We start from the raw sequence: 22,496 nt of genomic DNA, 5'->3' as shown, positions 1-22,496 counted from the left end.
GCCGCACTCATTGTTGTCCTGTGATGGATATCTCCGTACTGCAAAACTTTTTTGACTGGCTCAGCAATCATCCTGGTTGGGCGGGCTTCTTTGTGTTCTTGATCGCGCTTACCGAGTCGCTGGTGGTGGTGGGGCTGGCGATGCCGGGCACCATTGCGATGATTGGTGTGGGTGCGTTGATCGGCGCGGGGATTTTGCCGTTTTGGGAGATGGCGGTATGGGCCATGTTCGGTGCCGTGGCCGGCGATGCCATCAGTTATTGGGTGGGTAATCACTATCGCGACCGTCTGCAGCAATCCTGGCCATTTAACAAGCGACCACAACTGCTGAATATCGGTATCGATTTTTTTGCCAAGCACGGTGGCAAGAGTGTGTTGCTGGGTCGCTTTTTCGGACCTGTCAGACCGATCATTCCCGCCGTTGCGGGCATGCTGGAAATGCGCAAATGGCGTTTTCTGGGCGTAAATGTGTTGTCGGCGGTGATCTGGGCGCCGGTGACTTTGTTGCCAGGAGTGGTGCTGGGGGCGTCGCTGACCTTGGCGGCCTCGGTGGCAGGTCGGTTGGTGATGTTTGTTGGTTTGTTGCTGATTTCATTGTGGCTGGTGGTGTGGATCTGCTGGCGGCTGTTTCGCTTCTTTTCGCCACGCGCGCAGCGCATGATTGAGTTTTTGCTGACGTGGGCAACGCGGCATCCGGTTGTTGGTTCGTCGGTGGTGGCGACGGTTGAGTCAGGATATTCATCGCTACGCGGATTGTGGTTGGTTGCCTTGCTGGCGTTGGTGCTGATGGCGCCGGTATTGGTGGTGTACGTTTGGTTGGCAGGCTCGTTACCGACTGCGCTGGATGTGTCATGGCAGCAATATATGCAGGGTCTGCACAATCCAGCGGTGGATCCGTTGATGTTGATTGGCTACCAGCTATTTTTCCAGTGGCCGGTGTTGTTGACGATGCTGGCGTTGCTGACGGTGGGCAGTGTTGCCCTGCGCCAGCCTGGTGTGATCGTGCATGTGCTGATGGCGCTGGGACTGGTTGGTTTGATGCTGACAGTATTGGCTCAGGTTACGCAGGTGCCATTGGCGGAGCACGCGACGGACGAAGGGCTGAATCTGCTGCTGACGATGATGATGACCTTGCTCGGTTTGCTGGCGGTCATTGCCAGCGGCAGTCTGCCACAAAAGTTACGCTGGGTGCCATACGCTATTGCCTCAATGCTGGCGCTGATGGCGTTGACGACGGCGATGTATTTTTCCCAGGGCTGGTTGAGCGAGCTGTTTGTTGCCTGGTTGTTGGCAGCAATGACCATCGGTATCGTGGGCGTGGCGCTGCGTCGGCATGGTTTGATGTCGGTGCGGTTGTCTGCAGTGGTTGGCGTGGTGCTGGTGGCCATGGGCGCTGTGGTTGTTGGTATTGGCGACAACTCGTGGAGGGCGCAGCAACTGCAGCTGTTTTCGCCGCCTGCCAAGCTGCAGATGGTCAATCAGGAAACTTGGCAGCAGCAGACGTGGCAGCAGTTGCCGCGCAATCGACAAGATCTGGGGGCGCATGCGCGGCAAGTGATGCATCAGTGGGCGGCCAGTCGCGAGCAGATTGATCAGGCTATGCGTCAGGCTGGTTGGCAATCGCCGATGGCGCTGGATGAGCGCAGTTGGTTGCGTTGGTTTGCTGCCGAAAATGATTTGCGCCAATTGCCGTTGTTACCGCGGGTCCATGATGGTCAGTATGAGCAGTTCAAGTATCTGCGGCAAACACCGGAAGGTGTGCAGGTGATGCGTTTTTGGCAAAGCCAGTACCAGGTGGCGGACAAGCCGATCTACCTGGTGAGTGTTAGCTACGAGGATTTGGATCAGTCGCTGTGGATGCTGGCGATACCACGAACCACCACGATCCCTGTGCAGGCAGAACAGTGGCTGACGGGGCTGGCGTCGATGCAATTTGTCAAAACCGCAGACGGACGCTGGTTGCTTTGGCCGGAGAAAATATGAAAAATCGACCATTTTTTTTGCGGCTGGGATATGCGCTCAGTGGAATTATTGCTGCGCTGCGCCAAGAGAATAGTTTGAAAACGCAGGCGGTGTTCGCGGTCATGGCGTTCGTTGCGCTGCTGGTGCTGCAACCGGAGCCAATCTGGTGGGCGTTGGTGATTGTGATGATGGCGCTGGTGATGGCGGCGGAGTTATTCAACACGGCGCTGGAAGCATTGTGCGACTATGTTCAACCCGAGCATCACGCAACGATTGGCTACATCAAGGATGTTGCCGCCGGCGCTGTCTGGTTGTTAAGTGTTGCGGCGGCGGTGGTTGGTGTTTTGATGATTTACAGCACGCTGCCTAATTGGCAGTGATCGCTGCTTGTTTTGTTGGGTTGTGAAGTTCTTCGGATTTTTGAAGTTCTAACAACGCAACGGTACGAGGCTTGCCCATGGTGAGCTGGCCATTGATGACCGCGCCGCGCTGAATGGAAATGGCGGGAGCCATGATGTTGCCACGCACAACCGCTGATTCAGTAAGTGTCAATTGTTCGTGAACGGTGATATTGCCGTGTACCTTGCCTTCAATAGTTAAGCGCGCTGCGTTGATATCGCCTTTCCAGTGGCCATCGGCGCCGATCTGAAGATGTCCCTGGACATTGCCGTCGCCATGCATTTCGCCAAAAAATTGAATTTCGCCATCGTAGTTGATCTGGCCGATAAGTGATGAGCCAGCAGGAATGTGCATATAAGTCACTCTTTTCTGAAAAATCATGGCGGATACTCCCTTCGCGCAAATTACTACGATAAATGTGGATATTGAGTGTAGCAGAGCTCGCGCGAAAGAGGTATTGCAACTTCGTGAATATCGGATGACGATTAACGGAAATCTAGGTGCAGCATTCTTCCGCGTGTTTTATCTGAAATTTCCTGATACGAGCGCGTGGTTTCAGGATCTGATCTTCCAAGCGGTAAGGCGAACACCGGGCTGGGAATTTCTGAGTAAAGAATCGTGTCATTGCCTGGTTCATCGCCCACTAAAATGTAAGCGCCAGGTGGTGGTGCATTGCGTGCCGCAACACGAAATGCTTTACCAATAGTTTCGAAGTTTCCGCCAAATGGTGCACCGCTCATCAAGCTATCGAACATGGCCCCCATGGTTCCGGTGTAAGTCTCTGCTTGGTTATCAGAAAACCAAGTGATGGCACTGAGTCGCTTGCCTGAGCGGACTACAATGGCGCGAAGCACGGGCACCAAAAATGAGGTAAGGCCATTCATCGAGCCGGAAGCATCAATGACCAGATGCAAATCATCGCCCGGAAGATTTTTAAGGCCTTCAACAAACAGATCAAAATCTTTACGGCCAAACGTTGAGGTCTGGATGACCTTGTCCATGGCGCTACTCGATTCCGAGGACAGAATCATTTGCTCAAGTTGTCCTGCGTGTTCGGAATTGGCCAGCTCCGCAGCGGCGAGTTTATTTTTTAGCTGCTGTATTTCGGATTTTAATTTGGGAACTTCATATTCCTGTGTCATCCGCGAGGTGAGCAAAATGACCACCATCAAAAAAATGAAGGTGCCAAGCAGCAGCATGGTGAGATCTGAAAAACTCTCATAAATGCTGGTGTGAATAAAACGATGTTGCCGCCTTTTCATTGCTTGGGATTCTTTTTGGGCGCAACGTATTCTTTAAATCGTTGCCACCAGGTGCGATTGAGTGTTTGCATCAGCTGCATTTCCTGGCGCAGCAATTCACGATAATAACGCTGCAAACGCAGAGTTTCTCTCAGGCTGGTTGTGTCCTTTTCTTCACCGGAAAGTTTGTAGAGATCCTTAACCGCGTTATGAAATTCGACCAGCGAAGATTTCGAGTCATGAAAAACAAGCTGCAGGGTTTTCAATCGTTCACCTAGAGCTTCAATTTCAACATTGAGGAAGCGAACGTCGCGCTCAACGGTGGGTTTGAAATCGGCGCTTAGGTGGATCATGCAGGTTTTGGTGATGAAATCATGCAGGCTGGAAATGCCGTTTTCGGTGATCAAGGCAAAAATGCGTAACAAAACGCCGCCTAAAACAGCACCAAGCAAGGTGGTATAAAATGCGGTGCCCATACCGCCCATGGCTTTGCGCAAACCTTCAAGCAGCAAATCCTGGTCTGTACCCAGTGCGTTGAGAGAGGTTGTCAATCCAGTCAGTGTATATGTCAAACCAACGACTGTACCGATCAAACCAAGCGTAATCAGCAAATTGCCGAGCACATCAATTGCGTGGCTGATACGCAGATAAAACGCAAATTCCATGTTTAACAGAGAGTCGATGTCGGGCGACTCATTGTTCGCGGCGACGATTTTTAGCGAGGAATAAAAATTGTTAACGCTGCGCTTTTTTCGCGGGTGGCTGGGTTGAAGTGCCATCAAGCCGTCTCGCTGCGCGAGTTCTTGTTGATGAACGGCTTCAACGGATTCGGCAGTGACCATTAGTGTTAGCAACAGACTTATTGCAACACCAAACAGAAATAAAGCGGTAATGATCCAGGTGATACGGCTTTGGTCCTGGCGGAAAAATTCCAGGATATCCGTGTCGAGATACAAGCCAAGGTAGATGGTTGTTGCGGCTGATCCCCAAATCAGCCACATGACGAACGTGCGGTATGCCCAATTCATACGGTTATCCTTATTGTTGTGCGCGCTATGGTGCGCGCACGTTTGTTATTCTCAGGATGAATGGCTAAGTGGGTGAATCTGTACTGGCGCCGGTATCCTGCATGTTATTAGGTTTAGCTTGTGTGTCCACGGGTGGTCGATAATGTTTCAGTTCGACCTTGTGCTCTCTGACTTCGACGATGACACCCGCTTTCATGAAGGCGATGGTTTCTGTTGCGCCGGTTAACTCGGCAATGTCGTTGGCGAGAGCTTTATTTTTTTCAAGATTCTGATCGAAAACCAGATGAGTCACGCTCTGCAAGTATGGTACGAAATCAGCCGGATTTTCCGTTGCAGGCGGTAATGGCAGCACGTCGCGTTTAACTGCGAGCATGGTACGGCCAGGCCATTGGCTGGCAGCGCGGAAAGGTTTGCTCTCGTCGGCAGCAACATCCGCAAGTTCACGAATTAGCTCATCCTCAGGCGATAATACCTCTAGCTTCAGTGAGTAGTAGTGGGTCTTTGCTTCCATCATGCAATAGGTTGCAACGACGAAAGAAAGCACGGCAACGATACCGCGTTGTCCCCAGAATGAGTGTTTGCCCACGCGTTGATTGAGTAAAATAAGCAGATGGACGCCGCGATACAGTGCCAACGCAATTGCAATGGTGGCCCAGGCTTTATCCGCAGCGACCAAGCCGATAATTGTGGACAGAGCCAAGAGTGAGGCAAGAAAATCTTGTGTCAGAAATTGGCGGTCAAATATCAGAACCGCAACGATGGCTGTCGAGGCAATGATGCCGACGGTCCAGTTCAGATCGGCGATACTCCAAAGCACGCTGCCCTGCATCGCCGACGCCAGAGCGTATACCGGATTGGCAAGCCAGGAAGTATTTTCCCAGCCCCCCTTCAGCGAAAATGCAAGCAACAGCGCGATGACGATGCCTATGTATATGTGAAGGCCGGTTTTATGTGCGTCGGGAAAACGATACCAGCGCCAAGCCAACAGGAGGGGATAGGCGATGGCCAGAGGGTGAATTGTGAACAGCACTGCAATCCACAGCATTTGCGAGAAGTACCAGCCACCAAAATAGCGAGGTTTGGCGCGATAGGCATGATCGAGCCAGGCACCAACGGCAAAGCCCAGCAGCAGATAGGCTGCAGCACCTAATGAATCAATTTGATTTAAAACAGCGGGCGACAGTAAAAGTAATGCGCTGGCCAAAATGGCGGATTCACTGCTCGTAGTGCGACTGGCCCAGCGATGCAGCATGAAGACCGCAAGTGCCATCATAATAATGGCCATCACTTTGGCCGCGACCATGCTACCTGTCCAATAGGCGCCAATGGGCACAAAAAGCAGAGCGCGGAAATCAGGCACTCCAAAAATTACGACAGGGTTAACGATGTTATCTGAGACTGTCCAGTTAAGGAGAAGCCCGCGGGCTGCGTTTTCATCGATCCCGTAAGGAGTAAAATTAACCAGTTGCAAACCCAGCAACAAAATTGCCCAGGTAGATAGTGCGATAATTCCCCAGTATTTCTCAAAAAAAACGGTTACTTGAGAATTCATGGATTGCTTGTGCTCCATTTTGTGTTACTTTTTGGTCAGGCTGGAAGCATAGCGGAAAAGTTGGGTAGCGTCATCCACGGTTGTGGATGGATGTCGACCGCATAAAACAGCTAAACTCCGTAAACCGCCGAGTTTGACCAATACTCGTTTTTGAAAGCGGTAACGTGTTGACAGCTTATATTTTTGATGGTTGAATGGCGTGCTAAGTGGTGCCATATCACTGATTGGTTAAAAAACGACTACAACTAGAGGGAGGTGGGGTCGTGTTACAAACTGAAGCGGTTGCAATAATCTACCTCTTATGGTTCGTTGGGGCATTCGTCCTAGCTTGGTTGATGCTCAAGCTGAACTCATAAGAAACGAAAACAAAGCAACATAAATTTTTAATAATACTTTCGAGCTTCTTCTTTGTTGATAAAAGGGTGCGCTTTTATCAGCAGGTTAAGAGAGGCTGATTTTGGGAGCTAAATTGGGAGGGCTTCTAGGTATGCGACGTTTACTGACTGCTGTTTCTGCTGCAGCTTTAGTGCTTGGCATTGTCGCGCCTTCGGTTGTAAGCGCGAGTGCACAGTACCCGCGCGGCAACGGCGATATCGCCAATGGCAAGAATATTTATACAAGTGGTAAGGGTGATGTTCCAGCGTGTGCTTCCTGTCATGGTGCTGATGGCATGGGTCAGGATGCAATGGGTACGCCTCGTTTGGCTGGTCAGTTTGCAGTTTTCTTGCGTAAGCAGCTAGAAGATTTTGCGACAGACAAGCGTGAAGATGGAACCATGTTTGCCATGAATGGCATCGCCAAAGGTATGACTGCTAAAGATCGTAATGATGTTGCGACCTACTTGGAGTCAATTGCGGTGGTTGATGATGGTCGTCACGGCTCTGACCTGAATGCACTGAGAGATGCAGGCGCGATTCCTGTTGGTGCGACCCACAAGGGTAAGTCAATCGTTGAATGGGGTCAAGGTAATCGCCAGAATCCATTGTCTGCGTGCCGTTCATGTCACGGTTACAATGGTCGTGGTGCTCCCCCCCTCTATCCTCGTATCGGTGGTCAGAAGTACGTATACATCGTGAATCAGCTGAAAGCTTTCCGCGATGGCGTGCGTAAGAATGATGCACAGAGCCAAATGCAGATTATCGCTTCTCGCATGACAGATGAAGATATCTATAATGCGGCTGCATATCTGACAACTGCTAGCGACTATAGTAGCGGTAACTTCTTCACTCCTTATGACAAAGAGCGCTATAACGGTAAATAATACCGATGTAGCTGAATCTTGAATAAGGTTGGCAAAATAGGAAGGCGGGCCTTAAGCTCGCCTTTCTTTTTGGGTGAAAAAAGAGAAGGGTACCAACTATACTGTGTCCTTAGTGCTCCCCCCCCCTAAATTGGTGTGTTTCTGACTATGGCGAAGAAAAAGCAACCGCTAAAATCCGGCGAAAAGATTTTGTTGATTGTGTTTGCAGTGTTTTTTTTGTTGGCCATGATTGCGTACGTTGGCCTTGAAACAGTTCGGCATAATAAAGAAGGTCCGATGTTTGAACAGAATACCTTTTTTGATTTTTCTGAGGTCGGCAAAGAAGGATACACATTGTATCGAGAGGCGCGCTGCAACTCGTGTCACCGCGCGGTTCGTTCTGGCACAAGCATGGGCTTGGTTCTTGATGGAATTGGTTCCAAATACTCAAGGGAGTGGTTGGAGAATTTCCTGATTAATCCAGAAAAAACATATGGTGCGCAAACGTTAGATCATGGTTTGCCGCCAAAAGAAGCTGCGTACGTTTCAGAAATGCCGAGAGAGCATTTGTACAAAATGTCGGTATTTTTGTCCGAGCTGAAGGCGAATGCGGGTTCATCGGTTGCAAAAGTGCCTCCACCTGAGCATTCGGGTTTTATCGATGGCATGGTTAAGATGTGGGCGCCGAAGGAATGGGATGAAAAATACGAAGACATCAGAGATAGGAACAACTCTGAGGAGTCGTTGTCTGAGCCTGTAAGCAAACAAAATTGAGAAGTTGGTAGATCATGAATAAACCGTGGGAACATAGCCAAGAGCTCGTATATCGAAAGTATACGCTCTGGTTTATTTACTGTTGCATTATCTATAGTCTGATCGGTTTTTCCTGGGGCGCGCTGATGGGCGGGATTGCTGAATTTCGCTATTTTGTTGATCATCGGTTGCACGGAGATTTAATCGTAAGGGGACATACTCATATCAATCTGCTGGGTTGGGTTGAGATGGCTATCTTTGGTGCGGTGTACTACATTGTGCCGCGTTTGGTTAGGCGTCCTATCTATAGTCTGCGTCTGGTAATAGTTCATTTTTGGATACATAACATTGGCCTGATAGGGATGGTTGTGTTTTTTGTTATGGCGGGTGTAATGGGTGGCATTGCAAGCGTTCAGGCGTCACCAGACGAAGTTGAAAAAATAGTCAAACCTCTGTTGGCGACGATGGGCATATTTGGCACACTGGTGCTGTTGGCGAACTGTATTTGGGCCTATAACCTTTTCCGTACTTGTGCTGGCTGGCAAAAAACCTATGCGAATAATTAAAATTTGCGGATTGCTATTGGTATTGGTGTCTTTGACGGCTTGTCTTGAGGCGCCGGAAGGTGATCTGCGTCTGGGTGAAATTGCTCCGTCATTAAGAACGAAGCATTTGGCTGACGTTGATGGCGATATGTCGAGGTTGACGACATATCGCTATCCTGATGAACGGATGTATCAATATTCGTTGGATCAGGCGCTGAAGTTCGGAAAGCCTATATTGGTTGAGTTTGCGACGCCAGGGCATTGCACTGTGTGTGACAAGCAGTTGCAAATGCTGAAGGCCATGATCAATAAATATGGCGAAGAAATCGTCTTTTTGCACATGGATCAGTATAAAAATCCAGAAGCCTTTATTGCTTACAAAGTAAAAGGTGATCCTTGGACATTTGTCATTGATGCTCAGGGCAAGGTGATATTTCGTCGTGCTGGACGGATGTTGTATGGCGAAATGGACATTGTGTTGAATAAAATAGTAAATGGCGAATCCAAGGGTTAGTAGTGATGGCAGAAAGACGATTTGATCTTCGGCAAGACCGGCGGGGGATGTATTGGGATTTGGCGCTGTATGTGCCTACTGTGATAGCGCTGGCGTCAGTCGCGTTTCAGTTGTGGTATTCAGGAAATGAGGGTTTTACGTATCTGTTAATGTTTTTGACTACGTTCATGGCGCTCATTGGCTTTAACCGAGTCGCAAAAACCCGAATGATGTGGTTGCCAAGTGCGGTGGTGTCTTTTGTGGTCTCCAAGAAGGGTGTGGTGCTCGAGACCAAGGCGGGTGAGAAGTCGGAACTGGCGCAGAATGTCCGTTTCTTCAGTGACTTTGCAGGCAAAAGTATTGCTGTAACCGGAATTGATTTGCAGGGCAAGCGACAGCAATGCATATTTCATCGGGGCCAGTTTTCAAGCGTGGCAGAATTTGATGAAGCAAAGGCGGCGTTGAGAATATTTAAGTGATTGCTAAGAATTGCGACGCTTGATGATGTCCCAGCCAAGGGCGCCGAGAATGAGTGCCCAAACTAGCGTCACTCCGATTTGAATTTGTACTTTAGTTTCATCCTCAATCAAGCCGTCTAAAAACATGTGTGGCAGGTACGAGATCATCAGTAGAGATCCGATGCCAATCAGTATGTAGACGGCACCTTCACGCGCGCCAAGCGGTTCTTTATCCTGCATGCAATAGTCCTCGTCGAAACGTACGAAATGGTCGTTATTTTTTAAAAAAAGAAAGGCGAAAATTTGACGTAGTCGGCCTCGAATGTACTTAAAAACAAGTGATATATCAAGCGAATATGCCGCAGTTTGGCGTAGTGGAAATAATGATCAGAATGGCGCGGAACTTTATTGGAGAATGTCCTTGACGGGGTTAGGTAGCTATGTCAGGATTCTCTAGTTTCTATAAATGTGGAAACCATTCTGCGGAAACTTGTGGGTGAGGGAGGATTTTCAAGCTCGCAGGGTTCTGTTGGGATCTGACTTTGATCGGAGGGTGGAATGAAAAATAAACTAACTTTGGGCAAGACCTGGTTGGTTCTTCTAGTTGCCGCATTCACAACAGGTATGGGTAATGGTAGCGTGTTCGGCGCTGCGGTTATGTGTGCTGTGGGTCGCGGTCCCTACGAGAGCTGGGGTGGCTGGGGAATGGAAGCATTCTCTATGTCTACTTTCTCAGGTTTCTTGGATTGGATGATGCTTATTTTTGGCGCTGCATTTGCTGTAATTTTGGGTGCGGCAATGTCAAAACATGGCGAAATCGAAGCGAATGGTGGCACTTCCGAATGGAAGTAAGCTGGTAGCTTGTTTAACTAACAAAATAATGAAAGGGGTATAAGATGGCGACATTTGCTGGGGCTTGTGGGATCCTTCTCGCGTTCTCAAGTATGTGGTTTTCTTGGTACCTGCTAAACAAAGTAAAAGAGTAATCTTTTGTATCTGGGGAATGCCAATTTGGGAGGTGAGATTTCATGCTGCTGAAATATCTCTTTGCCAAGAATGATGAAATTCCTGCAGGATCGGCGACGATCTTCTTCGGGTTTTCTTCAATCTTCTGGTTTGTTGTAGGGACTGGTCTGGGTTCCTTTAATGCTGCGAAGCTAGCGTTTCCAGACTTCGTAACAGGAACAGAAATGTTTGCGTTTGGTCACATGCGCCAAGTACACGTACTGGCGGTAATCGTAGGCTGGATTTCTATGGCCTTCGGTATGACCATGATGTATATGACTCCGGCTCTGGGTAATACCAAGCTGTGGTCCGAGAAATTGGGTCTGTGGACCGTATTCCTCTGGAATATCGGTTTGAGCTTGGGCTTGATTCTTCTGTGGTTGGGCTTTACTTCAGGTCGTGAATATTCTGACTTGATTTGGCCAATCGATTTGGTGGTTATCTGTGGCGTTCTGGTTCCACTGGGATTGAACGTTTGGTTGACTATCGCTCATCGTAAAACACAGGGTATCTACATCACTAACTGGTTCTTCGGTGCCTGTATCTTCATGGTTATCGTAGTGTTCACAGTTGGTACTGCGCCCGAGTTGTTCTCTCTGTCTGGTTTGACAGAGGCGTACCTGACGTTCTGGTTTGCTCACAACGTACTAGGTCTGTGGATTACACCGGTTGCTGCGGCAATTGCGTATTACACCATTCCTAAGTTGACGGGTAATCCGCTGTATTCTCACCGCGTTGGTCACCTGCATTTCTGGGCGATTATTGCGTTCTACTCAACTCCTGCATCGCATCACTTGATGTCAGCTCCTCTGCCCGAGTGGTTGAAGTCGTTTGCGTCAGTAGAGGGTGTGTTGATCCTTATCCCAGCGGTGGCGTTCGTAACTAACATCCTGCTAACCATGAAGGGTAAGTGGAGCATGTTCGTTGAGAACGTTGAGACCAAGTTCTCTATCACCGGCGTAATGTTGGCTATCCCTCTGAACATGCAGGGTGGTTTCCAGCAGACGCGTGCAATTAACTGGTACGTACATGGTACTGGTTGGATTGTGGCTCACGCGCACTTGGCTTTGTTGGGTATGTCTAGCTTCCTTGAAGCTGCTGCTGTGTACTTCGGTTTGCAGCAAATGCTTCGCCGTAAACTGTACTCTCTGACTCTGGCCAATTTGCACTACTGGTTCTTCCTGATCGGCTTCTGTATTTACTGGATCTCAATGACCATTGCTGGTCTGATTCAAGGTGCAGGTAAGATCTACGAAGTGCCGTACATCGACGTAGTTGTTGCAGAGCACCCATACATGATCGCCCGCTGGGTAGGCGGCACCATGGTATTTACTGGTAACGTTGTATGGCTCTACAACATGTGGATGACTGCTCGCGAAGGTACTTTGGTACCGCGTGGTTCTTACCCACACGAAATGGCTTACGATCGTTAAAAATCGTCTTAATTGACGGATGATAATAAAGTAGTGAATTGACCATTCCCCAGTCCTTGTTGGGCTGGGGGGCTCCGAAGATAGGGAGGAGAAATACAGTGGGCTTCAGACAATATAAATTTGGAGCGGCAGGCGTCGGTTTGATGCTGGGCTTCTCAATGTGTATTACTTTGTTTGGTCCTAGTAATGACTTTCGCTCAGGTGTATCCACTTGGGTGGGTCTGGACAAACAACTTTCTATAGGTCGCGTAGTTGGTTTCAGCTACGAGGATCCAACTGTGAGTGGTGCAGGCAAGCCGGTAACTGTGATTCTTGATAAGGATCCGCAGACAGGTGCAGCTATTGATCCGCCACAGCGTTTCTATGTTTACACTGCCGGTACGAAATTCTCTCCTGGTGTTAATCACACTGAACTGCTTGGCCCAGGCGTTGAAGAGCTGAGCTTGCAGAAAGGTAAGATTGACCAGGCCGATATTTCACGCGGTGCAGTTTTCACTGTTTCCAAGGGTGAATTCAACGGCGAAGAGATCGACTATGTCGAAAACGTAACAGCAACTCGTGGCTGGGATCCTCAGCGTACGTTGACTGCTGCCGGTGACGAAAATAGTCGCTACGTGGGTAAAGGCAAGACCATTTTCATCAGTGAAGGTTGCTGGTGGTGTCATACGCTGCTGCCTGAGCAAACTCAGGACTGGCAGATGTTCGGTGCGCCGCCCTTCCTAGGTGACTTTAATGGTGAGATGCCGACTGCGTTTGGTTCTGACCGTAAAGCTCCTGACTTGTTGCACGTTGCTGCGCGTAATTCATCACGCGAGTGGATGGAGATGCACTTCTTCAATCCTCGCTTGGTGCAGCCTAACTCTATCATGCCTCGTTATGACTACTTGTGGGGTAAGGTGGATGCAGAAGGTAACACGATTGACTATGCAAAATGGCGTAAGGAATATACTGCCTATTTGAATGGTGAATCCGTCTACGCGCCAGAAGTTCCAAAGCCAGCTGCCAATTCAGAAGTTCGTGCGCTGGTGGATTGGATTCTGACAACTTTGAAATAGGGAGGGGATGAAATGGGTCTCAAATTTGATCAACCGTTGTATTCTCTATCCGACGAGCAGACTCAGAATGAAGCACTGAAGCTGTGGGAAGCTGAGAAACATGGTGGCTTGAGCGAAGGCAATAACCGTATACCTTTGCCAGTAACGTTTCTGATGGCGTTGATTATTTTGACAGCGTTTATGATTACGCTGCCAATTTGGGGTCAGCGTCCAACAGCTGCAATCTATGAGGATTACGTTAAACTGATGGATTCTCCAGAAGTTCAGCGTTTGGCTACACCTGAAGAGAAAATGGCATATGTGGCGAATACCGCTTACCAGATGTCAGATTCTAAGCGTAAAGGTGAGCTGGAGCGTCATCCTCTGCAGTGGGACGACCTGCTGAATCTTGCGCCTCACATCAAGGAAGTGCAGGCGGGTGGTGGTCAGTACGGAATGAATGAGTATACTGTACTTGGTGACAGGCTGACGCTAGCTAACTTTGAAGGTAACTTCAAGGGAGAAAGCGCCGTGCTTAACGGCATGGGCAGTGGTGCAGGTTCTGGTGTTCGTACTCGTGCGCAACCATGGTGGGATATTGGCTTTACGATCGACGTTTTCTACGTATCATACTTCTGCTTGTTGATGGTACTGGTTATAAAACGTCTGCCACATTTCTCACGTAAGCCTAAACTGTAAAAGGGGCGGACCATGATTGATATAGATAACGGACCATTGGTGTTTGCGATTATCATCTTCTTTGTGTTTTTGATTCCAATTTTGTACGGAGTGTTTGTTGTTGACGCTCATTGGAAGAAGCATCAAAAAGATGGAAGCAATGACGACGTGTTTAATTGATCGTCGCTAACACCTTGTTTTAAAAAGAAAAGCCGCAGAAATGCGGCTTTTCTTTTTTGATGGAAATTGAAGGGAAGTCATGTAGAATGCTAGGGCATTCGTGTGGCGGGGTGGGTGATGATGGAATTAGTAAGTATAGTTTTGAGCGGCGTTGATGCGGTATTGGGCGTGATATTCGCCTCGTTGTCGCAGCCACTGTTGCAAGTGGCCGAGGGCGCGAATAATACGCATCTTCTTGGAATTGATATGAGTATCGATGGTCTGAGATCTAAGGAATATAGCTACTATATTTTTGGTTTTCTGGTCGCTTCGCTGATACTGTTTTCGTACATTATCTATTTGTATATGCCAAAGAAATTGAGCAGCCTTAAAACCGGCGAAAAGATAATGTTTGGTGCATTGGTGTTTGGTATTGTGATAGCCATTATCATTGGCTATGTACAATTAATCGAAGGTTACTTGATATAGGGTGCAATCATGGGTGAGTTTTTTAGAAATCTACCGGACGGATGGACGATTTATGTGTGGCTGATTGTTGCTGCGCTGATTTTGATTGCTGCGGGTTTCATGCTGCGCTGGGCGGCGAAAAATGAGCAGTTTGATGAAGATATAAAGTACGTCGTGTTCGATGAGACTGATCGGGAAAAAATGACCGAAGAAGAATATCAGAACTACAAAGAAGCGATGAAAAATCAGGAAGAGTCTCGAAAGCGCTTTTTAAAAGAGAAAGCCGAAAAGCATGCGCAAAGGTGAGAAGGGGATTGTTGCTGCCATCATTGCTTCGGTAGTGATACTCGCGGTTTACCGCATGTACGATGGCAGCAAGCATGAGGGTGAGGATCCGGGCATTCCCTTTTACACTACGGCTACTCCTGAGCTTAGTCAAAAAGCTGGCGATTTGATTAGAAAAGAAAAGTGCAGGGATTGCCATAGTTTGTGGGCGATCCGCGATTTGACAATCGCAGTGCCTGCGCCAGCGCTGGACGGTATGGGTAGATTCCGCACGGAAGAATGGTTGTATCAGTATTTTTCTGCAGAAAACCCACAGGCGATGCAACCAAGTCGTTTGAAAGATGTCTACAAGATGCCTTCTTTTGCACATTTGTCTGAAGAAGAGAGGCGCACATTAGCCAAGTACTTGGCGAGTCTACAGGTAAAAGACTGGTATTTTGAACAAGCTAAAAAACGTCGTGACGAAAAACTAACTGGTATTACATTAGATTCATCCAATGCAGAATAATAATAAAATTCGGTTAATGGAATTTAGCTACGGGACATTGGCAATTGGTAGTGGAGCATTGCTGATATTTCTGGGTGGCTACGCCTTAAATGTGTCAATGGACGTTTTTTATGGCATTGCCACCTTTAATCCTTTATGGATGATCAATTTGTTTTTCGTCACATTCATAGCTGGGATTGTGGTGTCTTTGGTCTACGGTTTGGGCGGTAAAATGCTAGCTCATTTTGCTCCCTTGCCGGTGTATTTCTACAACTACGCTTCAGTTGATAAATATTCATTACCTGAAGGCGTGACCCTGCTCCCATTTTTCTATTGGATATTGATTGTCATTCTAGCAGTTGAATTTTGCGGACTCGGTGGTTTTCTGGGTGAGGTGATCATAAAGAAAACGTATGGTCGTCGCCCAAAGCACTTGATTCATCGGCGCTACCAGTTATCGATAAAGCAGCGCTTACAGAATGATGAAGGTAGTGAGACAAATCCATGAGTGATAAAAAAATCAGTGAAGGCCGCCGTCCATTAACGGCTGAGCAGCGTTTTGTTCGCCGTAAATATTTTGGTGCGACACTTGTTAGTTTGCTGATTGTTTCTCTGGTGGGAGGAACGATTCACGTGCTTGAGCTTGGCTCTAATCGTATGCAGCAAATGCGGGATATGGCGGCGATTGATTTGGATAAAGAGCATCAACATCTCGAAGCTGCGGGTGAAAGTCTGTATAGAAACGTTGCGCATGAGCGAAGAAAATTGCAGAGCGTTCCCTACACCAAGGATGAACTGGAATCAATGGTTGCACCTGAGAAATGGGCAGAGCTGGATTCGATGATAAAGATTCCGGCAGGGTCATTTAAGATGGGTACAAATAATTTGCGTAGTGATTCGCAAAATCGCCCAGAGCATGTTGTCACAACTAAAGCTTATTACATTGATAAATATCCCGTAACCACTGCGCAATATGGACTTTTCGTTGCAGCTACAGATTATCGGCCGCCGCTAAATTGGAAAGGTGGTCGTATGGATGAAGCGAAACTGGATCACCCAGTAACACTGGTTACGTGGTTTAACGCGCGTGATTATTGTGCGTGGGCAGGTAAGCGCATGCCTACGGAAGCAGAGTGGGAAAAAGCCGCTCGCGGTGACGATGGCAGACGCTGGCCATGGGGTGATGTAATGGATAGTGCTCGTTTGAACACCTATTACACTGTGGGTGATACCTCGGCAGTTGAAAAATTTCCAAACGGCGTGAGTCCTTACGGCGTATACGATATGGCCGGTAACGTGCAGGAATGGGTAGATGCCGATTTTAATCCGTACAGTGGCACTGATGCGCCAAAAGATGTTTTTGTTGCAAAGATTCCTGAAGTTCCTCAGGAACAAGAAGATTTGAAAATGAATTTGGTTAATTTCAAGGCGACTGACATGAAGTACAAGGTGTTGCGAGGAGGTTCCTGGAAGAGCGATCCTTTTACTACGTCGTCGTTTCACAGAAATTACCAGTGGCCGCAGTTAACTGCTGACTTTTATGGGTTTCGCTGCGCTAAAGATGCGCAGTAAGACTTTGCTCGAGGATTCTGGTTATGCTTAGAACGGTATTGGCATTTTTGCTTTGTACGGTGACGTTGCCGGCATTTGCGGCGACAGATAGTTATCGTTGGTTGCACGTGACTATTGATACACCCTGGGCGATATTTATTTTCCTTTTGCCGATGGTATTGATGCCGGGTATCGTTATGGCTGTGCTGTATTGGCGGTACGTTAATAAACGGCCTGATGGAAAAACTGCAGCTGAACTAGTTGAAGAGAATGCTGCCAAGCAACAAAAGAATCAGAAAAAGGTTTGAGAAATGAAAAGATTTCTGTTGATGATGCTGGTTGCCTTTCTTCCTTTTTTTGCCCCAGCTTCTGTAACTGCAAGTGATGAAACGCGGGTGATGCAGTCGTTCAATGCAGCTGCCAACGCTTCTGATGTTGCGTCGTTTGATGAGACGCGTGAACAACATGAAGTTTTGTTTATCATGGGTGTCATCCTGTTGGTGCTTATTTTTCTCACCGCTGGATTTGGTTTGGCCATGGTGCTTTCCGATAAGAAGGTGTTTGTTTATCACATGATTTTTGCTGGGGCGACAGTGTTTCTATCGTTGGCTCACGCGGTTGCTGCAGTGGTCTGGTTTTTTCCTTATCGGTAATGGTTGGCGGTTGTCTCGTATAAATATAACTAGGTGAGACGTGTGCCACTATTTATTGCTGCACTCTATTTGTTGTCCGGGTTTGCCGGTTTGGCCTATGAGGTTTTATGGGCCAGGCAACTTGGATTGGTGTTCGGTGTAAGTAATTTTGGGATTGTGATTACCGTGTCGGCCTTTATGGCTGGTTTGGGCGGCGGTAGTTTGATAGCCAGTAAAGTTGCGTTTTTTGTTAAAAAACCGCTGCTGTTGTTTGCTCTTCTAGAGCTTTTGCTCGGTCTGTTTGCGTTTAACCTTCCTTCCATTTTGTCTGCAAGCGATGCCTGGGTTACCGAGACTGCTGCTGGTTCTTCCCTTGCGTTTTGGTTCAGTTTACAGGGCTTGATTCTATTTCTGCTGTTTTGCATCCCCGCCTTGGTGATGGGCATGGGATTTCCGTTAGTGTTGTCTGCGTGTAAACGATTAAATATTTCTCTGGCAGCAATTTATGGAATCAATACCCTCGGCGGTGTTTTAGGTTGTATTTTTCCACTGTTGATGCTGCCTCTGGTAGGGTGGACTGTCAGTGTTCGTTTGGTTGCGCTGGTGTCGATTTTTATCGCTATTGTGTGTGCAGTGCTGGCGTGGTTTGTGCGCCATGATCAACTTGCGCCAAGTTCGTCGCCGGACAAAACCATTCCAAAAATGCCGATTGCCATGTACGCATTAATTGGTGCGATGGCGTTGGTCATGCAAATTTGCTGGTCACGAATGTACGGCATGATTCTGTTGCGAACAGAATATGTGGTGGCGCTTTTGATCGCCAGCTTCTTGATTGGCATCGCGCTGGGAAGCTTTTTGAGTCGCTGGATGAAAGGTGATATTTGGAAAGCGGTATTGCCGATATTCGTGGCAATAGGCGTACTGGCTAGTTTGTCCAGTTTGCCGTGGGTGGCCGCTTGGGCTGAGAGTGCTGAATTTGCCGGAATTTGGGAGGCAAGTCTTCGCCAGGGTTTAATTCTGTTGTTGATTACATTGCCTGCGACAGTTGCATTTGGTGCCTGGTTGCCGGTACTCGCGGTGCGGACCGGGGAGGAACACCACTCTGGAGCGCTGTATTATGCGGCGAATAGTTTGGGTGCGGCATTGGGAGCGATTGTTGCCGGATTCATTTTAATGCCGTTGCTGGGTACGCCGGCGAGTTTGGTACTGGCAATGATTGTTGTTTTGTTGGTGGCGACATACTGGGTGAAAACGCGCTGGTATTTTGCGACCGCAGGATTGCTCAGTATTGCAGCAATGTTCTTTGTTGTTTGGCCGAGTGTTTCGGTACTGTTGCCAAGTGCGCAGGCGAAATCGGCAGATTTGAGTGTTCAAGAAAATGCGCTGGCAGTGACGCATGTTATTCAAAATACGCAAGGCCATCGGTTTTTGTTATCGGATCTGCAGCGCATGGATGCATCAACGGAACCGACGGCGATAACAGTGCAGCGTATTCAGGGCTCGTTGCCTTTGTTGCTAGCGCCGTCAGCGGAGCAGGTATTGTTTCTTGGTTTGGGGACAGGTATTTCGGCGGCAGGTGCATTGCCCTTTGTGAATTCGAATATTTCTGCAGTAGAGTTATCTAAAGCGGCGATAGATGCGGCAGGCAATGAATTTGAATTTGCCAATGACGGTGTTGTTAAGAAAATTGATGTGATTAATGATGATGCACGTCGATTTATAAAAACAACAGACAAAAAATTCGATGTGATTGTTGGTGATTTGTTTCACCCGGATTTGGTTGGACGCAGCGCATTATTATCCAGACAGCAGTTTGAACGAGTAAGAAGTCGTCTAAATGACAACGGTGTGTTTGTTCAGTGGATTGCGCTGAATCAGTTTGATGTTGAGTCATTGAAAATTATTTTGCATACGTTCAAACAGGCCTTTCCACGCGCGGAAATATTCGCGGATGGATTTCGTTTGGCGCTGGTGGGTACCAATCGGGGAGTGAAAGCGTCCACGATAATCGCCAAGGCTGATATGAATGATGAGCGGGTGTTCGCCAATGAGGATGCTTGGAGCTGGTTGGGTCGATATTGGGGGACAATTCCTGATTTTGACGTGGCGACCCAGGATGAGTGGGCGCCGGTCATTGAGTTCAGAATTCCTGAGGCGCGCTACAGCAAGTCGATAGATCTGCGCAAGACCTTGGGGTTCTTGCTGCAGATTCGGCCAAATTTGGCCGTAGCGGGGGAGTCGCTGGAGCTGGTTGAGCTGGCCGATATTGACCGGTTCAGCAGGGCCTACCAGGCCACCAGCATGATCTATGCGAGCTGGTTTGCCAAACTTAGCGGTGACGAGGAAGAGGCGACCAGTTTCCTTGAGCAGGCATATCGGGCCAATCCAATTGATCGCTGGATTAGTTTTGAGATGGCCGATCGTATGTTCGCCAGTCTGGATCAGGCGGTGCAGCAGGGATTGAGCAAGTCTCAGGCGTTAATGCGAATCGTGGAGATGCGGCCTGATCATGTCGATGCATTGAAGATGCTGTGGCGTTTGGAAATGGCATCCGGGGCTTTTGATAATGCAGACGATATCAAGGCGCGACTATTGGAGCTAAATCCGCATGATCCGGAGCTGGCGAAAAAATAAGCCGGTTTCGGCCAACAAAAAACCCGGCTAAGCCGGGTTTTTCTGTGTCTAGCAATGACGACGATTACTCGCCGTTAGAGCGACGCTTCAACACGTCCTGGAATGCCCAGTTAGACATCATGTATGCGCCTACGATAATGAAGGCAAATACCAAAATCGGAACAATAATGTTAATACCGATCTCTGTAACCATGTCATCCACCCCTCTTATGTGTATAGTTTGGAAACAGCCGCACTTTATAAAGTGACTCGCCCGACTATATATGAACGAACCTTATTGCGCAAGGTCTGAAAAGGGCTTTTGGGGAGTGATAAATCCCGAATATAACGATCGGATATTGGCGGACTTGTGACAATCCCGCTGGAAACTCAGCTGAAATGGGGCGATACTGCCACGTTGGTCGAAAGTGGTAATGTGTTAGCATAAAAAGCATGAAAGCAAACGAAGCTCTGTCCAAAATACCCATAAATAAAGTAGGCATTCAAGACGCGCGCGGCCTGGCGTGGAAGCGTCAAGCAGCCCAAATTGCGGCAATTTTGATTCTCATTGCCATACCGGTGACGGGCTTATTCCGCATAGATGTGTCCTCCGGGTTTGTGGTTCTTGGTCATCAAATATGGTTTTCCGATTTTGAGATCGTGTTTGGTTTTTGGTTGGCGGTGGCGGCGACCATGATCATGGTGTATTCAACGGTAGGGACCGCCTTTTGTGGCTGGGCGTGTCCACAAAATACGTTCTCGTCGTTGGCTAATAAATTGACCGCGCAGCACCTGGGCAAACGAGCGGTGGTGGACTGGGAAAATCGCGATCGTGCCAAGGTGGCGGCGAACAAGAATCATGTGGGCAACTGGTTGTTGTTGACGATCAAGTTGCTGGCAATGTCGTTGTTGCTGGCGATAATTCCCATGCTGTATTTTTTCCCCCCCCAGGCGATTTGGTCGTTTATCACTTTTCAACCGGATGAGCGCCTCGCAGCAAGTCTGTACTGGATATACACAGTTTTTGTTTTGGTCACGTTTGTAAATTTGGCGGTGATTCGCCATTTTATGTGTCGGTATATGTGCATATATCGAATGTGGCAGTATTTATTCAAAACCAAAGACACCTTGCACATTGAATATGACGAAGCTCGGCGTGCGGATTGTGATAAATGCAGTTATTGCTTGACGCAATGCATGGTGGAAATCGATCCGCGAGCAACAACCCAGTACGACAGTTGTACCAATTGTGGGGCATGTATTACCGCCTGCGATAATGTGCACAGCAAAAAAGGTGTGCCCGGATTGCTGAAGTTCAAGTTGGGACCACGTACTGGAATGCGGCACGATCCAACCAAATCGGTGGCCTCGGTACGCGAACGCTTGTTCTGGGTGGTTCCAGTTTGGCTGTTGGGTGTAGGCTTGTTTGCCTGGGGTTTGTGGACATACCAGCCATATCATTTGACCGTGTATCAATCGGGTCCTTCGATTCAAGGGCAGGTCAATGAATATCGCATAAATTTAGCGTCCAAAATGCTAGAGCCAGTGACGCTTAACGTCAGCGTTGAAGGATTGAATAGCGAAAATTTCGCATTGACGGCACCAAGTTATCGCTTTGAAGGTGCAGGGCGCGGAGATTTGTTTTTGACTTTGCGTGATCTGCCTGCGGGCTTGCACAGTTTTGTAGTGCGGGCAAAGGCAGAGAATGGTTGGTCAACAAATTTCCGTATTCAACATTTTGTTGCCGGAGCAAAATATGACAAATAAACCAGACGAAGGTAAAAACGAACACGCAATCACTCAGGAAACCAAGTGGGGCGACATACCGGAAGATCAATTCGGTTACAAAGATAAGGAGACCCGACGTGCGAAACGGGGCCTGGAAGACTGGGAAATGCTGGAGGAGATGGAGGAAAGTCAAACCTCTATTCCATATTGGTTTGTTGCGCTGTTTTTCCTGTTGCTGCTGATTGCTGTAGGGTTGACGTTCCCCTTTTGGGGAAATCGCCCTGGGTTTGAGCGCGATTGGTTTGACTGGGGAATTCCAGCGGGCGCGGCCTGGGTTATCGTAATGAGCTTTTTGATTTACTACATGGTTGATTTGCGTCATGTGATTAAACGCAAAAAAGAAGAAAAACTGAAACAGCAAGAACAGCAGAAAGACAAATAGTGCGGAACAAACTTTATACATTCCTGGTCTGTATACCGGTGTTGGCGTTGGTTGCCTGTGAGCAGCCGAAACAATTCTCACCCAGCAAAGATTTGCCTGAGCCCGACAGTGAAGGGGCTAAGGTGCTGATGGATTTTTGCAGTCAGTGTCATGCTCCCCCCAAACCCTCCACGCATCTGAAGGGTGAGTGGAGAAATGTGGTGCTACGCATGCAAAATCATCGTTTGATGGAATCAATGGACACGCTAAGCGAGCAACAAATTGCTAGCTTGGTTGCCTATCTGGACAAACATGCTTCGGAGTTCTAACTT

27 protein-coding genes are annotated in these 22,496 nt (G+C 48.3%); 22 read left to right on the top strand and 5 right to left on the bottom strand.

Annotated elements, in window-relative coordinates; translation table 11 throughout:
• Positions 1–23: 23 nt before the first annotated feature.
• On the top strand, positions 24–1,982 hold the full coding sequence (locus OEW58_02975) for a VTT domain-containing protein (protein MDH5300309.1): 1,959 nt from the start codon (positions 24–26) through the stop codon (positions 1,980–1,982).
• The gene (locus OEW58_02970; GenBank protein ID MDH5300308.1) at positions 1,979–2,341 is read left to right on the top strand and encodes a diacylglycerol kinase; all 363 of its coding nucleotides are present in this window, start codon (positions 1,979–1,981) and stop codon (positions 2,339–2,341) included. Before OEW58_02975 ends, OEW58_02970 begins: the two co-directional genes overlap by 4 nt.
• Here the strand turns inward: OEW58_02970 and OEW58_02965 are convergent.
• The 4 genes from OEW58_02965 to OEW58_02950 all read right to left on the bottom strand — a co-directional run bounded on the left by OEW58_02965 (position 2,328) and on the right by OEW58_02950 (position 6,181).
• Entirely contained in the window at positions 2,328–2,741 is a 414-nt protein-coding gene (locus OEW58_02965; protein MDH5300307.1) for a polymer-forming cytoskeletal protein, read from the bottom strand. The two genes, OEW58_02970 and OEW58_02965, sit on opposite strands and share 14 nt — an antisense overlap.
• Before the next feature lie 104 nt (positions 2,742–2,845).
• Entirely contained in the window at positions 2,846–3,622 is a 777-nt protein-coding gene (locus OEW58_02960) for a hypothetical protein (protein ID MDH5300306.1), read from the bottom strand.
• A complete protein-coding gene (locus tag OEW58_02955; GenBank protein MDH5300305.1) occupies positions 3,619–4,629 on the bottom strand; it encodes a MotA/TolQ/ExbB proton channel family protein in 1,011 nt (336 codons plus the stop codon). Before OEW58_02955 ends, OEW58_02960 begins: the two co-directional genes overlap by 4 nt.
• A gap of 64 nt (positions 4,630–4,693) precedes the next feature.
• Positions 4,694–6,181: a hypothetical protein gene (locus OEW58_02950; GenBank protein ID MDH5300304.1), complete on the bottom strand. Its 1,488-nt coding sequence runs from the start codon at positions 6,179–6,181 to the stop codon at positions 4,694–4,696.
• 487 nt (positions 6,182–6,668) lie between these two features.
• Here OEW58_02950 and OEW58_02945 point away from each other — a divergent pair, with 487 nt between their 5' ends.
• The 5 genes from OEW58_02945 (at position 6,669) to OEW58_02925 (ending at position 9,691) form a co-directional block, all read left to right on the top strand.
• Entirely contained in the window at positions 6,669–7,442 is a 774-nt protein-coding gene (locus OEW58_02945; protein ID MDH5300303.1) for a c-type cytochrome, read from the top strand.
• Between the two features lie 147 nt (positions 7,443–7,589).
• Complete coding sequence (locus OEW58_02940) at positions 7,590–8,195, top strand: cytochrome c (GenBank protein MDH5300302.1); 606 nt, start codon at positions 7,590–7,592, stop codon at positions 8,193–8,195.
• Between the two features lie 14 nt (positions 8,196–8,209).
• On the top strand, positions 8,210–8,740 hold the full coding sequence (locus OEW58_02935; GenBank protein ID MDH5300301.1) for a cbb3-type cytochrome c oxidase subunit I: 531 nt from the start codon (positions 8,210–8,212) through the stop codon (positions 8,738–8,740).
• Entirely contained in the window at positions 8,727–9,233 is a 507-nt protein-coding gene (locus OEW58_02930; GenBank protein ID MDH5300300.1) for a thioredoxin family protein, read from the top strand. The genes OEW58_02935 and OEW58_02930 overlap by 14 nt, the downstream gene beginning before the upstream one ends.
• A 2-nt stretch (positions 9,234–9,235) precedes the next feature.
• Positions 9,236–9,691, top strand: a complete 456-nt coding sequence (locus OEW58_02925) for a hypothetical protein (GenBank protein ID MDH5300299.1) — start codon at positions 9,236–9,238, stop codon at positions 9,689–9,691.
• Positions 9,692–9,694: 3 nt separating this feature from the next.
• Here the strand turns inward: OEW58_02925 and OEW58_02920 are convergent, their stop codons facing one another.
• On the bottom strand, positions 9,695–9,910 hold the full coding sequence (locus OEW58_02920; protein ID MDH5300298.1) for a hypothetical protein: 216 nt from the start codon (positions 9,908–9,910) through the stop codon (positions 9,695–9,697).
• 318 nt (positions 9,911–10,228) lie between these two features.
• On the opposite strand from OEW58_02920, the gene OEW58_02915 reads away from it, so the two are divergent.
• From OEW58_02915 to OEW58_02845, 15 genes are all read left to right on the top strand, one after another.
• Positions 10,229–10,522: a hypothetical protein gene (locus tag OEW58_02915; protein MDH5300297.1), complete on the top strand. Its 294-nt coding sequence runs from the start codon at positions 10,229–10,231 to the stop codon at positions 10,520–10,522.
• Positions 10,523–10,701: 179 nt separating this feature from the next.
• Positions 10,702–12,108 carry a cbb3-type cytochrome c oxidase subunit I gene (locus OEW58_02910; GenBank protein MDH5300296.1) on the top strand — a complete coding sequence of 469 codons (1,407 nt, stop codon included), beginning with the start codon at positions 10,702–10,704 and terminating at the stop codon, positions 12,106–12,108.
• Between the two features lie 143 nt (positions 12,109–12,251).
• Positions 12,252–13,163 carry a cbb3-type cytochrome c oxidase subunit II gene (locus OEW58_02905; GenBank protein ID MDH5300295.1) on the top strand — a complete coding sequence of 304 codons (912 nt, stop codon included), beginning with the start codon at positions 12,252–12,254 and terminating at the stop codon, positions 13,161–13,163.
• Between the two features lie 12 nt (positions 13,164–13,175).
• Entirely contained in the window at positions 13,176–13,841 is a 666-nt protein-coding gene (locus OEW58_02900; protein ID MDH5300294.1) for a hypothetical protein, read from the top strand.
• Positions 13,842–14,117: 276 nt separating this feature from the next.
• Positions 14,118–14,468: a hypothetical protein gene (locus OEW58_02895; GenBank protein MDH5300293.1), complete on the top strand. Its 351-nt coding sequence runs from the start codon at positions 14,118–14,120 to the stop codon at positions 14,466–14,468.
• 9 nt (positions 14,469–14,477) lie between these two features.
• Positions 14,478–14,753, top strand: coding sequence for a hypothetical protein (locus OEW58_02890; protein ID MDH5300292.1), 276 nt, complete (start codon positions 14,478–14,480; stop codon positions 14,751–14,753).
• Positions 14,740–15,240 (top strand): cytochrome c, encoded by a 501-nt coding sequence (locus OEW58_02885; GenBank protein MDH5300291.1) that lies wholly within the window; start codon positions 14,740–14,742, stop codon positions 15,238–15,240. The genes OEW58_02890 and OEW58_02885 overlap by 14 nt, the downstream gene beginning before the upstream one ends.
• A complete protein-coding gene (locus OEW58_02880) occupies positions 15,230–15,727 on the top strand; it encodes a hypothetical protein (GenBank protein ID MDH5300290.1) in 498 nt (165 codons plus the stop codon). Before OEW58_02885 ends, OEW58_02880 begins: the two co-directional genes overlap by 11 nt.
• Positions 15,724–16,791, top strand: a complete 1,068-nt coding sequence (locus OEW58_02875) for a formylglycine-generating enzyme family protein (protein MDH5300289.1) — start codon at positions 15,724–15,726, stop codon at positions 16,789–16,791. Before OEW58_02880 ends, OEW58_02875 begins: the two co-directional genes overlap by 4 nt.
• A gap of 23 nt (positions 16,792–16,814) precedes the next feature.
• Complete coding sequence (locus tag OEW58_02870) at positions 16,815–17,078, top strand: hypothetical protein (protein MDH5300288.1); 264 nt, start codon at positions 16,815–16,817, stop codon at positions 17,076–17,078.
• A gap of 21 nt (positions 17,079–17,099) precedes the next feature.
• Positions 17,100–17,423, top strand: coding sequence for a hypothetical protein (locus OEW58_02865; GenBank protein MDH5300287.1), 324 nt, complete (start codon positions 17,100–17,102; stop codon positions 17,421–17,423).
• Positions 17,424–17,465: 42 nt separating this feature from the next.
• The gene (locus OEW58_02860) at positions 17,466–20,036 is read left to right on the top strand and encodes a fused MFS/spermidine synthase (protein ID MDH5300286.1); all 2,571 of its coding nucleotides are present in this window, start codon (positions 17,466–17,468) and stop codon (positions 20,034–20,036) included.
• A gap of 432 nt (positions 20,037–20,468) precedes the next feature.
• Positions 20,469–21,782, top strand: coding sequence for a 4Fe-4S binding protein (locus OEW58_02855; protein MDH5300285.1), 1,314 nt, complete (start codon positions 20,469–20,471; stop codon positions 21,780–21,782).
• Entirely contained in the window at positions 21,772–22,185 is a 414-nt protein-coding gene (locus OEW58_02850; protein MDH5300284.1) for a hypothetical protein, read from the top strand. The genes OEW58_02855 and OEW58_02850 overlap by 11 nt, the downstream gene beginning before the upstream one ends.
• Entirely contained in the window at positions 22,185–22,493 is a 309-nt protein-coding gene (locus OEW58_02845) for a cytochrome c (protein ID MDH5300283.1), read from the top strand. Before OEW58_02850 ends, OEW58_02845 begins: the two co-directional genes overlap by 1 nt.
• Positions 22,494–22,496 lie beyond the last annotated feature (3 nt).

This window comes from Gammaproteobacteria bacterium (genome assembly GCA_029884425.1).
Lineage (GTDB): Bacteria > Pseudomonadota > Gammaproteobacteria > S012-40 > S012-40 > JAOUHV01.
The sequence above is the reverse complement of the archived record's forward strand: the minus strand, read 5'-3'. Positions and strand labels throughout refer to the sequence as shown.

Coding starts and splice junctions, on each gene's coding strand:
- OEW58_02975 (MDH5300309.1), top strand. CDS start 24: ATGGATATCTCCGTACTGCAAAACTTTTTTGACTGGCTCAGCAATCAT.
- OEW58_02970 (MDH5300308.1), top strand. CDS start 1,979: ATGAAAAATCGACCATTTTTTTTGCGGCTGGGATATGCGCTCAGTGGA.
- OEW58_02965 (MDH5300307.1), bottom strand. CDS start 2,741: ATGATTTTTCAGAAAAGAGTGACTTATATGCACATTCCTGCTGGCTCA.
- OEW58_02960 (MDH5300306.1), bottom strand. CDS start 3,622: ATGAAAAGGCGGCAACATCGTTTTATTCACACCAGCATTTATGAGAGT.
- OEW58_02955 (MDH5300305.1), bottom strand. CDS start 4,629: ATGAATTGGGCATACCGCACGTTCGTCATGTGGCTGATTTGGGGATCA.
- OEW58_02950 (MDH5300304.1), bottom strand. CDS start 6,181: ATGAATTCTCAAGTAACCGTTTTTTTTGAGAAATACTGGGGAATTATC.
- OEW58_02945 (MDH5300303.1), top strand. CDS start 6,669: ATGCGACGTTTACTGACTGCTGTTTCTGCTGCAGCTTTAGTGCTTGGC.
- OEW58_02940 (MDH5300302.1), top strand. CDS start 7,590: ATGGCGAAGAAAAAGCAACCGCTAAAATCCGGCGAAAAGATTTTGTTG.
- OEW58_02935 (MDH5300301.1), top strand. CDS start 8,210: ATGAATAAACCGTGGGAACATAGCCAAGAGCTCGTATATCGAAAGTAT.
- OEW58_02930 (MDH5300300.1), top strand. CDS start 8,727: ATGCGAATAATTAAAATTTGCGGATTGCTATTGGTATTGGTGTCTTTG.
- OEW58_02920 (MDH5300298.1), bottom strand. CDS start 9,910: ATGCAGGATAAAGAACCGCTTGGCGCGCGTGAAGGTGCCGTCTACATA.
- OEW58_02915 (MDH5300297.1), top strand. CDS start 10,229: ATGAAAAATAAACTAACTTTGGGCAAGACCTGGTTGGTTCTTCTAGTT.
- OEW58_02905 (MDH5300295.1), top strand. CDS start 12,252: ATGCTGGGCTTCTCAATGTGTATTACTTTGTTTGGTCCTAGTAATGAC.
- OEW58_02900 (MDH5300294.1), top strand. CDS start 13,176: ATGGGTCTCAAATTTGATCAACCGTTGTATTCTCTATCCGACGAGCAG.
- OEW58_02895 (MDH5300293.1), top strand. CDS start 14,118: ATGATGGAATTAGTAAGTATAGTTTTGAGCGGCGTTGATGCGGTATTG.
- OEW58_02890 (MDH5300292.1), top strand. CDS start 14,478: ATGGGTGAGTTTTTTAGAAATCTACCGGACGGATGGACGATTTATGTG.
- OEW58_02885 (MDH5300291.1), top strand. CDS start 14,740: ATGCGCAAAGGTGAGAAGGGGATTGTTGCTGCCATCATTGCTTCGGTA.
- OEW58_02880 (MDH5300290.1), top strand. CDS start 15,230: ATGCAGAATAATAATAAAATTCGGTTAATGGAATTTAGCTACGGGACA.
- OEW58_02875 (MDH5300289.1), top strand. CDS start 15,724: ATGAGTGATAAAAAAATCAGTGAAGGCCGCCGTCCATTAACGGCTGAG.
- OEW58_02870 (MDH5300288.1), top strand. CDS start 16,815: ATGCTTAGAACGGTATTGGCATTTTTGCTTTGTACGGTGACGTTGCCG.
- OEW58_02865 (MDH5300287.1), top strand. CDS start 17,100: ATGATGCTGGTTGCCTTTCTTCCTTTTTTTGCCCCAGCTTCTGTAACT.
- OEW58_02855 (MDH5300285.1), top strand. CDS start 20,469: ATGAAAGCAAACGAAGCTCTGTCCAAAATACCCATAAATAAAGTAGGC.
- OEW58_02850 (MDH5300284.1), top strand. CDS start 21,772: ATGACAAATAAACCAGACGAAGGTAAAAACGAACACGCAATCACTCAG.